Origin of the sequence: Rhodopseudomonas infernalis, from assembly GCF_022271405.1 — a bacterium.
GTDB classification, from domain to species: domain Bacteria; phylum Pseudomonadota; class Alphaproteobacteria; order Rhizobiales; family Xanthobacteraceae; genus Rhodopseudomonas; species Rhodopseudomonas infernalis.
In genome coordinates this window covers 22,800-36,499 of sequence record NZ_JAJNAL010000035.1, presented here as the reverse complement: position 1 = coordinate 36,499, position 13,700 = coordinate 22,800, and the positions used below count along the sequence as shown (strand labels likewise).

13 protein-coding genes are annotated in these 13,700 nt (G+C 65.4%); all 13 read left to right on the top strand.

Translation table 11 applies throughout. The features are described 5' to 3' along the window. Position 1 precedes the first annotated feature (1 nt). On the top strand, positions 2 to 1,438 hold the full coding sequence (gene nuoN / locus LPW26_RS19925; protein ID WP_238737367.1) for an NADH-quinone oxidoreductase subunit NuoN: 1,437 nt from the start codon (positions 2 to 4) through the stop codon (positions 1,436 to 1,438). Next, complete coding sequence (locus LPW26_RS19920) at positions 1,439 to 2,254, top strand: biotin--[acetyl-CoA-carboxylase] ligase (RefSeq protein ID WP_238737366.1); 816 nt, start codon at positions 1,439 to 1,441, stop codon at positions 2,252 to 2,254. After that, entirely contained in the window at positions 2,254 to 3,924 is a 1,671-nt protein-coding gene (locus LPW26_RS19915; protein ID WP_238737365.1) for a ribonuclease J, read from the top strand. The genes LPW26_RS19920 and LPW26_RS19915 overlap by 1 nt, the downstream gene beginning before the upstream one ends. A gap of 259 nt (positions 3,925 to 4,183) precedes the next feature. After that, a complete protein-coding gene (gene mce / locus LPW26_RS19910) occupies positions 4,184 to 4,588 on the top strand; it encodes a methylmalonyl-CoA epimerase (protein ID WP_238737364.1) in 405 nt (134 codons plus the stop codon). A 2-nt stretch (positions 4,589 to 4,590) separates the two neighbouring features. Continuing rightward, positions 4,591 to 4,872: a DUF1467 family protein gene (locus LPW26_RS19905; protein WP_238737363.1), complete on the top strand. Its 282-nt coding sequence runs from the start codon at positions 4,591 to 4,593 to the stop codon at positions 4,870 to 4,872. A gap of 183 nt (positions 4,873 to 5,055) precedes the next feature. Further along, positions 5,056 to 6,372, top strand: a complete 1,317-nt coding sequence (locus tag LPW26_RS19900; protein WP_238737362.1) for a nicotinate phosphoribosyltransferase — start codon at positions 5,056 to 5,058, stop codon at positions 6,370 to 6,372. A 621-nt stretch (positions 6,373 to 6,993) separates the two neighbouring features. Beyond that, complete coding sequence (locus tag LPW26_RS19895; RefSeq protein ID WP_238737361.1) at positions 6,994 to 7,344, top strand: DUF2946 family protein; 351 nt, start codon at positions 6,994 to 6,996, stop codon at positions 7,342 to 7,344. 130 nt (positions 7,345 to 7,474) lie between these two features. Next, complete coding sequence (locus LPW26_RS19890) at positions 7,475 to 8,014, top strand: copper chaperone PCu(A)C (protein ID WP_238737360.1); 540 nt, start codon at positions 7,475 to 7,477, stop codon at positions 8,012 to 8,014. Next, positions 8,014 to 8,541 carry a YcnI family protein gene (locus LPW26_RS19885; protein WP_238737359.1) on the top strand — a complete coding sequence of 176 codons (528 nt, stop codon included), beginning with the start codon at positions 8,014 to 8,016 and terminating at the stop codon, positions 8,539 to 8,541. The genes LPW26_RS19890 and LPW26_RS19885 overlap by 1 nt, the downstream gene beginning before the upstream one ends. 38 nt (positions 8,542 to 8,579) lie before the next feature. Continuing rightward, positions 8,580 to 10,169: a copper resistance CopC/CopD family protein gene (locus LPW26_RS19880; RefSeq protein WP_238737358.1), complete on the top strand. Its 1,590-nt coding sequence runs from the start codon at positions 8,580 to 8,582 to the stop codon at positions 10,167 to 10,169. A gap of 148 nt (positions 10,170 to 10,317) precedes the next feature. Beyond that, positions 10,318 to 11,637: a proline--tRNA ligase gene (proS, locus tag LPW26_RS19875; RefSeq protein WP_238737357.1), complete on the top strand. Its 1,320-nt coding sequence runs from the start codon at positions 10,318 to 10,320 to the stop codon at positions 11,635 to 11,637. Between the two features lie 54 nt (positions 11,638 to 11,691). Next, positions 11,692 to 12,972 (top strand): lipoprotein-releasing ABC transporter permease subunit, encoded by a 1,281-nt coding sequence (locus tag LPW26_RS19870; protein ID WP_238737356.1) that lies wholly within the window; start codon positions 11,692 to 11,694, stop codon positions 12,970 to 12,972. A gap of 22 nt (positions 12,973 to 12,994) precedes the next feature. Continuing rightward, positions 12,995 to 13,693 (top strand): ABC transporter ATP-binding protein, encoded by a 699-nt coding sequence (locus LPW26_RS19865; RefSeq protein WP_238737386.1) that lies wholly within the window; start codon positions 12,995 to 12,997, stop codon positions 13,691 to 13,693. The last annotated feature ends 7 nt before the right edge of the window (positions 13,694 to 13,700 follow it).

The window sequence follows — 13,700 nt, the reverse complement described above, 5'->3', positions numbered from 1 at the left end:
TATGAATATCGATATCGCCGGTTATTCGCTGGTCCCGATCCTGCCGGAGCTCGTGCTGGTGGTCGGCGCGATGCTGCTGCTGATGCTCGGCGCCTATCGCGGCCCGCGCACCACAGGGCTGGTCGCGACGCTCGCCGTCGTGCTGCTGGTGGTCACCGGGGCGCTCGTCGTGATGCTGCCGGCCGGCAAGCTCGTCACCTTCGGCGGCAGCTTCATCGTCGACGACTTCGCCCGCTTCCTGAAGGTGCTGGCGCTGATCGGCTCCGCGGTGACGCTGATCCTGTCGGCCGAGAACCTGACCAATCCGTCGAAGCGGATGTTCGAATACGCGATCCTGGTGCTGCTGTCGTCGGTCGGCATGATGCTGCTGATCTCGGCCGGCGACCTGATCATGCTGTATCTCGGCCTCGAGCTGATGAGCCTGGCGCTCTACGTCGTGGCCGCCAGCAATCGCGAGGACGCCAAGTCCAACGAAGCCGGCATGAAGTATTTCATCCTCGGCGCGCTGTCGTCCGGCATGCTGCTGTACGGCGCCTCGCTGATCTACGGCTTCACCGGCACGGTGCAGTTCTCGGGCATCGCCGCGGCGGCCAAGGACGGCAACATCGGGCTGGTGTTTGGCCTCGTGTTCCTGCTCGCCGCGCTGTGCTTCAAGGTTTCGGCCGTGCCGTTCCACATGTGGACGCCGGACGTGTACGAAGGCGCGCCGACCCCGGTCACCGCGTTCTTCGCCTCGGCCCCGAAGGTCGCTGGCCTCGCGATCTTCACCCGCGTGACGCTGACGGCGTTCCCCGGCATCGTGCCGCAGTGGCAGCAGATCGTGGTGTTCGTGGCGATCGCCTCGATGGCGCTGGGCTCGTTCGCGGCGATCGGCCAGAAGAACATCAAGCGCCTGATGGCCTATTCGGCGATCGGCCACATCGGCTTCGCGCTGGTCGGGCTGTCGGCCGGCACGGTCGAAGGCGCGCAGGGTGTGATCGTCTACATCTCGATCTACGTGGCGATGACGCTGGGCGCGTTCGCGGTGATCCTGTCGATGCGCCGCAACGGGCTGCATGTCGAGAACATCAGCGACTTCGCCGGCCTGTCGCGCACCAGTCCGGTGCTGGCGTTCTTCTTCGCCATGCTGCTGTTCTCGATGGCCGGCATCCCGCCGCTCGCCGGCTTCTTCGCCAAATTCTACGTGTTCATGGCGGCCATCAAGGCCGGGTTGTTCGCGCTGGCGGTGATCGGCGTGGTCACCAGCGTGGTCGGCGCCTACTACTATCTGGCGATCATCAAGGTGATGTATTTCGACGAGCCGGCCCCGGGCATCGACCGGGTGCGGCTCGAACTGCGCGGCGTGCTCGCTGTGGCCGCCTTGTTCAATATGCTGTTCTTCATCTATCCCGCGCCGCTGGTGAATGCAGCGACGGCGGCAGCCAAGTCGCTGTTCTAGGTGGCGTTCGCACTCGGACCGAAGGCGCGGGCGGCCGGTTTCGGCCTGAAGGTGTTCGACGAGACCGGCTCCACCAACACCGACGCGATGGCGTACGCCCGAGCGGGGGGGCGGACGCCTTGCTGGTTCGTGACGACGATGCAGACTGCGGGACGCGGTCGTCGCAACCGGGCCTGGGTGGCTCCTCGTGGCAACTTGGCCAGCTCCGTCTTCGAGTGTTTCAACGTCACCCCTCCGGTTGCGGCCACGCTCGGCTTTGCTGCAGGCGTCGCGCTCGTGAAGGCGCTGCGGGAGGTGAGTGTCGAGGCTGCGATGCGGTCACCCGACTCGGCCGCGAACGACTATCGGCTGAAGTGGCCCAACGATATCCTGGCAGGCGGATCGAAGCTTGTCGGAATGAACCTCGAAGCCGAGGCATTGCCGGACGGACGACTGGGAGTCGTGGTCGGGATGGGCACGAACGTGGTCGCTGCCCCCGAGGGGCTTCCAACCGCGGTGACATGCCTGAGCAAGCTCGGCGTGACGGCTAGCGCGGAAGACGTATTTGCGGCGCTGTCGGATTCGTGGCACGAGATGCGCGGCATCTGGGATGACGGACGTGGTTTCGCCAAGATCCGTGATCTCTGGCTGGAACGGGCCGCAGGGCTTGGTCAGACGGTTTCCATCCGGTCAGGCTCGTCGGTGGTTTCCGGGATATTCGACACCATCGATGAAACAGGCTGCATGGTCCTGATAACGTCGGATCGGAGACGCATTCCGATCGCGGCCGGCGACGTCTATTTCGGCGATGCGGCTTCAGCAAAGGCTGCAGATTAATGGCACGACCCGACGAACTCTATTTCGCGCCACTGGGCGGCGTCGGGGAGATCGGCATGAATTTGTCGATCTATGGCCTCGGCAATCGCCAGCAGCGCAGCTGGCTCGCCGTCGACCTCGGCGTGTCGTTCGGCGACGAGGAGCATCTGCCCGGCATCGATCTGATCATGCCGGACATCCGCTTCCTCGAGAAAGAGAAGAAGAACCTCGTCGGGCTGGTGCTGACGCACGCCCATGAGGATCATTTCGGCGCCATCATCGATCTGTGGCCGAAGCTGAAATGCCCAATCTACGCCACCAAGTTCAGCGCCTCGCTGTTCGCCGCCAAGCTCGCGGCCGAACGCACCACGCTGAAGATCCCCATCACCGAAGTGCCGTCGGGTGGCCGGATCGATCTCGGTCCGTTCAGCGTCGAATTCATTCCGGTGGCGCATTCGATCCCGGAATCGCACGCGCTGGCGATCCGCACCTCGGTCGGCACCGTGCTGCACACCGGCGACTGGAAGATCGATCCGACGCCGGTCGTCGGTCCGCCGACCGACGAGAAGCGGCTGCGCGAGATCGGCGACGAGGGCGTGCTGGCGCTGATCGGCGATAGCACCAACGCGGTGCGCGACGGCCGCTCGCCGTCGGAATCCGAAGTGGGCGTGTCGCTCACCGGCCTGATCAAGTCGGCCAAGGGCCGCGTCGCGGTGACGACCTTCGCGTCGAACGTCGGCCGCATCCGCGCCGTCGCCGATGCCGCCAAAGCGGCAGGCCGCGAGGTGGTGCTGGTCGGCCGGGCGATGGACCGGGTGTCGAACGTCGCCCGCGAGTGCGGTTACCTCGATGGCGTGCCGAGCTTTCGCGGGCCCGAGTACTACGGCCATTTCCCGCCCGACAAGGTGCTGGCGCTGTGCACCGGCAGCCAGGGTGAGCAACGCGCCGCGCTGGCACGGATCGCGCGCGATGACCATCCCGAAGTCACCCTCAACAAGGGCGACTGCGTGATCTTCTCTTCGCGCACCATTCCGGGCAACGAAAAGGCGGTCGGCGCCATCATCAACGGCCTGGTCAATCAGGGCATCGACGTGATCACCGATCGCGACCACCTGGTTCACGTGTCCGGCCATCCGCGCCGCGAGGAGCTGCGCGAGATGATCTCGTGGGTGCGGCCGGAACTGCTGATCCCGGTGCACGGCGAAGCGCTGCATCTGAACGAGCACGCCAAGCTGGCGCGGCAGATGGGCGTGCCGAAGGTGATGACCTGCCGCAACGGCGATCTGATCCGGCTCGGCCCGGGCGAGCCCGCGGTCGTCGAGAAGCTGCCGTCCGGTCGTCTCTACAAAGACGGCAACATCCTCGAAGACGAGAAGTCGCGCGCGGTTGGTGAGCGCCGCAAGCTGGCGTTCGCCGGCTGTGCCTTCGTGGCTTTGGCGATGACCGAGGCGGGCGAGCTGGTGGACGATCCGGACGTCGATCTGATCGGCGTTCCGGAGAACACCAGCGCCGGCGAGCCGCTCGAGGACATCGTGTTCGACGCCATCGTGGCAACGGTCGAGGGCCTGCCACGGGCAAAGCGGCGTGATCCGGAGGCGGTCGCGGAATCCGTCCGCCGCACCGTGCGTTCGATCGTGCAGCAGCATTGGGGCAAGAAGCCGCTCTGCGTCGTCCACGTGCTGACGGCCTAGCTTCGCCCGTCATGCCCGGGCTTGTCCCGGGCATCCACGCCGACCGGCCGATATTCCAAGAGAAGGCGTGGCTGGCCGGGACGAGCCCGGCCATGAATCCCCTGGAGGACTGTCGATTTCCGCATTGCGGGAGCGTCCCGACCGCACCGGTTACGCGACAAAATAAGGGCTGGAGTTTCGGGGCTGATTCGATCAGAACCGAAGGCAGCGAATGCGACAAGAAACCTCAACGACAAGAAGTAACGACGGAGACGGTGCGATGCTCGGGCGGCTCAATCACGTGGCGATTGCGGTGAAGGATGCGGTTTCGGCCGCCAAGATCTATGGCGGCGCCTTTCAGGCCGAGATCTCCGACGCGGTGCCGCTGCCGGAGCACGGCGTCATCACCGTGTTCGTGACGCTGCCGAACACCAAGATCGAGTTCATCCAGCCGCTCGGCGAAGCTTCGCCGATCGCCAAGTTTCTCGATCGCAATGCCGACGGCGGCATCCATCACGTCTGCTACGAAGTGCCGGACATCATCGCGGCGCGCGATACGCTGATCAAGGAGGGCGCCCGCGTGCTCGGCGACGGTCAGCCGAAGATCGGCGCTCACGGCAAGCCGGTGCTGTTCCTGCATCCGAAGGACTTCTCGGGCGCGCTGGTCGAGATCGAGCAGTCGTAAGCATGATCAGTCAGATCGGCAGTCTGCTGGCGATCTACTTTGTGCTGTGGTGGGTCGTGCTGTTCGTGGCCCTGCCGTTTGGCGTTCGCAATCGCGCCGAAGCCGGGCACAGTGAGGAGATCGACGGCACCGATCCGGGCGCGCCGGTCTCGGCGCTGATGCTGCGGAAGGCGCTGTGGACCACGCTGGTCTCGGCGGTGATCTTCGCGGTCGCGCTGTATGCCTATCGGGCCGGCTGGCTCGGCGTCGATCGGCTCGTCAAGCTGATGGGCATTCCGCTGTAGGCGCGCGAGGTTTCGCCTGTCGACGCTCTCATACCAACGGTTCGAATCTCCGACTCGCTGACACGTTCTCAAATCTGGTAGATTCGGGTTCTAGAGTGGATCTCGACAAGGGAGCGGATCGATCGGGGTGGCTCGATCTGCGCAATGCGGCAGCGCCAGCCCCGACTACCAAGGGCTTCCCAGATGAGTTTCACCGATATCGCCACCAGGGTCCACAACCACAACTACCGGATGGACCCGGTGGTCCGCACGCTGCTCGACACCGACTTCTACAAGCTGCTGATGCTGCAGCTGATCTGGATGAAGCACCGCGACACGCCGGTGACGTTCGGCGTGATCAACCGATCCAAGGCGATCCGGATTGCCGATGAGATCGACATAGGCGAGCTGCGGGCACAACTGGACCACGCGCGGACGCTTCGGCTTTCGAAGCGGGAAATGATCTGGCTGGCCGGCAACACCTTCTACGGCAAGAAGCAGATCTTCCGGCCCGAATTTCTGTCGTGGCTCGAGACCTTCGCGCTTCCGGACTACGAGGTGGACGTTCGCGACGGCCAGTACGAACTTCGCTTCGCCGGGCCATGGCCGCTGACCACCATGTGGGAAATTCCGGCTCTGTCGATCATCAACGAGCTGCGCGCCCGCAAGGCGATGCGCAACATGGGGCGTTTCGAACTCGACGTGCTCTATGCGCGCGCCAAGGCGAAGCTGTGGGGCAAGGTCGAGCGGCTGCAGCGGCTGAAAGAGAACGGGCGGCTGAAGATCGGCGATTTCGGCACCCGCCGCCGGCATGGCTATCTGTGGCAGAGGTGGTGCTGCGAGGCGTTGCAGGAAGGCATCGGCGACGCTTTCATCGGCACCAGCAACGTCCACGTCGCGATGGAAATCGGCTCGGAGGCGATCGGCACCAACGCGCACGAATTGTCGATGGTCTATGCGGCGCTGGCCGGCGACGACGATGAGCTCGTCGCGGCCTCACGCTACACGGTGCTCGACGATTGGCGTAACCTGTATGACGGCAATCTGCTGGTGATCCTTCCGGACACCTACGGGACGACATCGTTCCTGCGCAACGCGCCCGACTGGGTGGCGGATTGGACCGGCGCGCGCCCGGACAGCAAGCTGCCGATCGAGGGCGGCGATGAATTCGTCGCGTGGTGGAAGGCCAAGGGCCGGGATCCGAAGGAGAAGCTGCTCGTCCTGTCCGACGGCATGGATATCGACTCGATCGAACAATCCTTCCAGCACTTCAAGGATCGCGTCCGCGTCAGTTTCGGCTGGGGCACGAACCTGACTAACGACTTCCGCGGCTGCGCACCCAACGGCGGCAATGCCCTCGATCCGATCTCGCTGGTCTGCAAGGTGGTGGAAGCGGCCGGACTGCCGGCCGTGAAGCTCTCCGACAACCCGACCAAGGCAACCGGCCCGGACTCCGAAGTCCAGCGCTATCTGAAAATCTTCGGCACCGAAGGCATGGCCGATCACTCCGTGACGGTGTGATCGACAAGCCCGGCCATGACGGAATGGATAGGCATACTAAGCGATCTAGAAGGTCGCTTAGCGTTCAGTTCGGATTTTGAGTCGGACTCTAAGGATGAGCAAGAGGGCAGGCCCTGAGTCAGCAGTCAGGCTCTCGAGCCGTCTGCGCTGCCTGCCGAACCGGGAGCTACTACGCGGATCGATGATGCGCTCGCCAGAAGAACGCCGATGTACATGTCCCCGAAAAGAAAAAGCAGGGCTTCCGCCCTGCTGAAAACTTGTCGACCCTAATATTATCCCGAATTATTTTGTTTTATTGTTTTGTTTGACGGGCGACGCGGCATTGTTGCGCGTCAGGGTTCCTCCCGAGACTTGGACCACCCAGACTTTCGCATACGGCTAAGTCTGTTGTCGTATTGGTAGCCGAAGTTTTTTGACTTGTCACCATTTACGGCAACGAATGTTCAAATTTCGGGCACGGGGTGAAATGAACGGAAACTCACCGTCTGCATTTGATTTGCAGTCACTTTTTGCCGGCGAACCGTCCTGCGACGCCTTCCGAGCCACGATCGACAGCGGTATTGCTGCATGATAATTCGCCAGGGTGGAGGACGGGCCGCGATGCGCAGATGTGTGAGGCAGGTGATTCCAGTCTTCGCGCTGGCGCTGCTGGTGCAGCTGCTGTCGCCGATCGGCGCCATCCGATTCGTCGCCGCCGCGGCCGCCGACCCGCTCGCCACCGCCCACCTGTGCTCCGCAATGGCGTCCGACGAGGGCGGCGGGGGTGCCTCCGGTTTGCCGCATGATGGCGGCTGTTGCACAATCTGCGCCGTAGGTCTCGGCGGTGCGCCAGCTCCCGCCGCGGCGCCGCCCGCTCACGCTACGATCGAGAGGACCTATCAGTCGTTCTCATGGCCGCACCGCGAACCAGAGCCGCCGGCCCAGCGCCTCAGCGCGCATGCCCAGCCGCGCGCTCCGCCGGGCGTGGTCTGAAGTCACGCGCTCGCAGCCGCCGCGCTGCATCGTCTCTACCAGACACATTCAGACCGACCCCGCAGGGCGCCCACGGCGCCACGCGGTCGAGGCTTATCTCTCAGTGATTCCCATTCAAGGACTACACATCATGACCAAACTCATCCGCACCTTCGCGTCCGCCGCCATCATCGGTCTGCTGTCTGCCGCCACGGCGCAGGCCGCCGAGGTCAAGGCCGGCGACCTGGTGATCGACCAGGCCTGGAGCCGCGCCACGCCGGGCGGCGCCAAAGTCGCCGGCGGTTATCTCACCATTGAAAACAAGGGCACGGCTGCCGACCGGCTGGTGTCGGCCACCGCCGACGTTTCCGGCAAGGTCGAGATCCACGAGATGTCGATGGACGGCGGCGTGATGAAGATGCGGATGCTCGAGAAGGGCCTGCCGATCGAGCCCGGCAAGACCGTCAAGCTGGCCCCGGGCGGCTACCACATCATGTTCATGGATCTGAAGGGCGCGCTGAAGGAGGGCGAGAAGCTGCCGGTGACGCTGCAGTTCGAGAAGGCCGGCAACGTGCAGGTGACCTTCGACGTCGAGGGCGTCGGCGCGAAGGCCGCGGGCGATACGGGCGGCAGCATGAAGAAGATCGACCACGGCACGATGGATCATGGCGGCCACGGGATGAAGAAGTGATGCGCGCGCATGTTGCATGGAGCGCGGCGGCCTGCGTGGCCGCTGCGCTCGGCGCCACGCCGTCGCTGGCCCACGTCTCGCTGCAGCCGAGCGAGGCCGTCGCGGGCAACTACTTCCAGACCGCACTCAGCGTGCCGCACGGCTGCGACGGCGCCGCTACGGTCGCGGTCCGGGTCAAGATCCCGGACGGCGTGCTGTCGGTCAAGCCGCAGATGAAGCCCGGCTGGACGGTCGAGATCAAGACCCGCAAGATCGAGGGTGAACAGCCCAAGATGCACGGCAAGACCATCTCCGAAACCGTCGACGAAGTGTCGTGGCGGGGCGGGCCGCTGCCCGACAACCTCTACGACACCTTCGGCCTGGTGATGAAGCTGCCGGACGCGGCCGGAAAGACTTTGTACTTCCCGGTCGTGCAGGAGTGCGAGAAGGGCGTGCATCGCTGGATCGAACTGCCGGCGGCCAAGCAGGCCGCCGACGCGCTGAAGGAACCGGCGCCAGGGCTGCGGCTCAAGCCCAAAGCGCCGTGAACGCAGGCGCTGTGCGCGAAGCGATCGGGATCGGGCGGATGGCCCGATCCCGTCCCATCGACTGGCGGAGCTGGCTGGCCGCGCTTGCCATCGTGCTGCTGCTGCCCGCGCTCGCGCATGCCCACGCCGCTCTGGTCGCCAGCGATCCGGCCGCCGAGGCAGTGCTGCCGACTGCGCCGGCGACGCTGTCGCTGACCTTCAACGAACCGGTCGAGCCGTTGGCGCTCGCGCTCATCGACGCGCAGGGCGGCTCGCACGCCATCACGGATATCACGCGCGACGGCGCTAGCCTGCGCTTCGCGCCGCCAGCGAAACTGGGCGCGGGCGGCCATGTGCTGAGCTGGCGGGTGATCTCGGCCGATGGCCACCCGATCGGCGGCTCGCTGACGTTCTGGGTCGGCGCGCCGGGATCGGCGCTGCCAGCGATCATTGTGCCCGACGATCCGGCGCGGCGGACCGCGATCTGGGTGACGCGCGTGGCGCTGCAGTTCGCACTGCTGATCGCGACCGGCGGCGCGTTCTTCCTCGCCTGGATGACAGCCTCGGCGGCGACAACCGGCATGGTCGTGACCTGCGCGGCTGCATCAATGATAGGCTTGGCTGCGTTGGCGCTGTCCGTCGGCCTGCAAGGCCTCGACGTGCTCGACGTGCCGTTCGCACGGCTCGCCAGCCTTGCGGTGTGGCGGGCTGGGATGTCCGGATCGTTCGGCGCGGCGGCGCTGCTCGCAGCCGTCGCGCTCGCACTGACGCTGCTGTCACTTCGAAAGCGGGCGCGACTGCTGTCACTCGGCGCGGTCACCGCGTTCGGCGCTGCGCTGGCCGTCAGCGGCCATGCCGCGACAGCCGAGCCGCGGGCGCTGGCGGCATCCGCCGTGCTGATCCACGGGGCCAGCCTGGCGCTGTGGATCGGCGCGTTGCTGCCGCTGGCGGCGAGCCTTCGCGGGGAGGCGGCGCAGCGAACATTGCGCCGGTTCTCGCGGGCGATCCCGCCGGCCATCGCGGCCTTGCTGATCAGCGGCATCGTGCTGAGCGCGTTGCAGCTCGGCCGCGTCGAAGCGCTCTGGGGCTCGGACTACGGCCGCGTGCTGCTCGCCAAGCTCGTGCTGGTCACGGTGCTGTTGCTGATCGCGCTGTGGAATCGCGCCCGCCTGACTCCGCGACTATACGCTGGTGCGCCCGAGGCCACTTCGGCGCTGCGCCGGACCATCGCGGCGGAGCTTGTGCTGGTGGTGGGAATTCTGGGGCTGGTCGGAGTGTGGCGCTTCACGCCTCCGCCCCACGACCTCTCCGCCAGCAAGGTCGTGACGAACAGTGCGTTTGTGCACATTCACGGCGAGCGGGCGATGGCTGGAGTCACGTTGACGCCGGACCGCGCCGGGCCCGTGGAGTTTAGCATCGTCCTTCAAACGGCCGACGAAGCGCCGCTCGCCGCGCAGGGGCTGACCGTAACGTTGGCCAACCCGGTTGCCGGCATCGAGCCGGCCAGCGCCGAGGCGCGGCGCCAGCCCGATGGGGCGTGGCAGGTCCGGATGTCGGCGCCGTTGCCGGGCAACTGGACGCTGACGCTCGGCATCCTGATCTCGGATTTCGAAAAGGTCAGCATCGAGGGGCCGGTGGTGATCCGGTAAAGGGGGCGGCGCTATCCTTCGTCCGCCTGCGGCGACAGCGTGAAACCGGCGGTTTTCGCAAAGTTGCATGCGGCGCCCTTGTGTTTTGCGGCCCGATCCGGTTTCACTGACGGCAAATCCAGCTTCCCCTGATTCTCGAGCAAATCCCATGCGTTTGTCGCGTTACTTCCTGCCGATCCTGAAGGAAAACCCGAAGGAGGCCGAGATCGTCTCGCATCGGCTGATGCTGCGCGCCGGCATGCTGCGGCAGGAAGCCGCCGGCATCTATGCCTGGCTGCCGCTCGGCCATCGGGTGCTGAAGAAGATCGAGCAGATTGTGCGCGAAGAGCAGAACCGCGCCGGCGCGATCGAGCTGTTGATGCCGACGCTGCAGCTCGCCGATTTGTGGCGCGAAAGCGGCCGCTACGACGCCTACGGTCCTGAGATGCTGCGCATTGCCGACCGCCACAAGCGCGAGCTGCTGTACGGGCCGACCAACGAGGAAATGATCACCGAGATCTTCCGCGCCTATGTGAAGTCCTACAAGAGCTTGCCGCTCAACCTCTATCATATTCAATGGAAATTCCGCGACGAGCAGCGCCCGCGCTTCGGCGTAATGCGCGGCCGCGAATTCCTGATGAAGGATGCCTATTCGTTCGACGTCGACGAAGCGGCAGCGCGCAAATCCTACAACAAGATGTTCGTCGCTTACTTGCGGACCTTCGCCCGCATGGGCCTGAAGGCGATCCCGATGCGCGCCGAGACCGGCCCGATCGGCGGCGATCTTTCCCACGAATTCATCGTGCTGGCCGAGACCGGCGAGTCCGGCGTGTATTGCGACAAGGACGTGCTGAACCTGCCGGTGCCGGACCAGAACGTCGACTACGACGGCGACCTGACCCCGATCATCAAGCAGTGGACCTCGGTCTATGCGGCGACCGAGGACGTCCACGAGGCCGCGCGCTACGAGAGCGAAGTGCCGGAGGCCAACCGGCTGCAGACCCGCGGCATCGAGGTCGGCCAGATCTTCTACTTCGGCACCAAGTATTCCGACTCGATGAAGGCCAATGTGGCCGGCCCGGACGGAACCGATACGCCGATCCATGGCGGCTCCTACGGCGTCGGCGTGTCGCGGCTGGTCGGCGCGATCATCGAGGCCTGCCATGACGACAACGGCATCATCTGGCCGGAGGAGGTGGCGCCGTTCCGCGTCACCATCCTCAATCTGAAGCAGGGCGATGCGGCGACGGACGCGGCCTGCGAGCAGCTCTACAAGGAATTGACCGCCAAGGGCGTCGATGTGCTGTACGACGACACCGACCAGCGCGCCGGCGCCAAGTTCGCGACCGCGGACCTGATCGGCATTCCGTGGCAGGTCCATGTCGGACCGCGCGGGCTGGCCGAAGGCAAGATCGAACTCAAGCGGCGCAGTGACGGATCGAAAGAGTCGGTCGCGCTGGCGGAGGCGGCGGCGCGACTGGCGCCGTAAGATATCCACTGGCGGCTCGGCTGAAATTAGCCCGAATCGTGTGAAATTCGGAGCATGGATCACAGCATGACTGAGCCAGTTCGAACTCCCCCCTTCGCGCCATTCGAATGGCTCCTCTCCGGGCGCTACCTCCGTGCGCGCCGCCGTGAGGGATTCATCTCGGTGATCGCCGGCTTCTCGTTCCTCGGCATCATGCTGGGCGTGGCGACGCTGATCATCGTCATGGCGGTGATGAACGGCTTCCGCAAGGAACTGCTCGACAAGATCCTCGGGCTCAACGGCCACCTGCTGGTGCAGCCGTTGGAGAGCCCGCTGACCGACTGGAAGGACGTCGCGGACCGCATCAGCGGCGTGTCCGGCATCAAGCTGGCGGCGCCGGTCGTCGACGGCCAGGCGCTGGCGTCATCGCCGTTCAACGCTTCGGGCGTGTTCGTGCGCGGCATCCGTGCCGACGACCTCAACAATTTGTCGTCGATCGCCAACCACATCAAGCAGGGCTCGCTCGAAGGCTTCGACGATGGGCAGGGCGTCGCAATCGGCCGCCGGCTCGCCGATCAGCTGTCGCTGCACGCCGGCGACAGCGTCACGCTGGTGGCGCCGCGCGGCGCCGTGACGCCGATGGGCACCACGCCTCGGATCAAGCCCTACAAGGTGGCGGCGGTGTTCGAGATCGGCATGTCGGAATACGACTCGACCTTCGTGTTCATGCCGCTGAAGGAGGCGCAGGCCTACTTCAACCGCAACAACGACGTGACCGCGATCGAGGTCTACACCACCAATCCGGACCGCATCGACGTCTTCCGAAAGGCGGTCACCGAGGCGGCGGGGCGGCCGGTGTTCCTGGTCGACTGGCGGCAGCGCAATTCGACCTTCTTCAACGCGCTGCAGGTCGAGCGCAACGTGATGTTCCTGATCCTGACGCTGATCGTGCTGGTGGCGGCGCTCAACATCGTGTCCGGCCTGATCATGCTGGTGAAGGACAAGGGCAGCGACATCGCCATCCTGCGCACCATGGGAGCGACACAGGGCTCGATCATGCGGATCTTCCTGATCACCGGGGCGGCGATCGGCGTTGTCGGCACGCTGACCGGCTTCGCGGTCGGCCTGCTGATCTGCATGAACATCGAGTCGATCCGGCAATTCCTGTCCTGGGTCACCAACACCGAACTGTTCTCGCCGGAGCTGTACTTCCTGTCCAAGCTGCCGGCCGAGGTCGATTTCGCCGAGACCAGCGCGGTCGTGATCATGGCGCTGACGCTGTCGTTCCTGGCGACGCTGTATCCGTCGTGGCGCGCGGCGCGGCTCGATCCCGTGGATGCGCTCCGGTATGAGTGAGGCGGCGGACATGGCGCAGGATCTGGAGCAGGGCGCGGAAGACATCCCGGTCGTGTATCTGCACGACATCAAACGCCAATACGTTCAGGGCGAGGCGCATCTGACGATCCTCAACGGCGCCAAGCTGGCGCTGTGGGCCGGGCAGTCGGTGGCGCTGGTGGCGCCGTCGGGCTCCGGCAAATCGACGCTGCTGCACATCGCCGGCCTGCTCGAACATCCGGACGAGGGCGAGGTCTATGTCGGCGGCACCGCGACGTCGGGCCTGTCGGACGCCGAGCGCACCCAGATCCGCCGTACCGATATCGGCTTCGTCTACCAGTCGCACCGGCTGCTGCCGGAATTCACCGCGCTGGAAAACGTGATGATGCCGCAGATGATCCGCGGCCTGAAGCGCAGCGAAACCATCAGCCGCTCCAAGGAAATCCTGGCCTATCTCGGCCTCGGCGACCGCATCACCCATCGCCCCGCTGAACTGTCGGGCGGCGAGCAGCAGCGCGTCGCGATCGCCCGCGCGGTGGCCAACGCGCCGCGTGTCCTGTTCGCCGACGAGCCGACCGGCAACCTCGACCCGCACACCGCCGACCATGTCTTCCAGGCGCTGATGCAGCTCGTCCGCGCCACCCAGGTGTCGATGCTGATCGCCACCCACAACATGGAACTGGCCGGCCGCATGGACCGCCGCGTGTCGATTGAAGACGGCGTGGTGGTGGAGCTGGAATAGGCGGTTA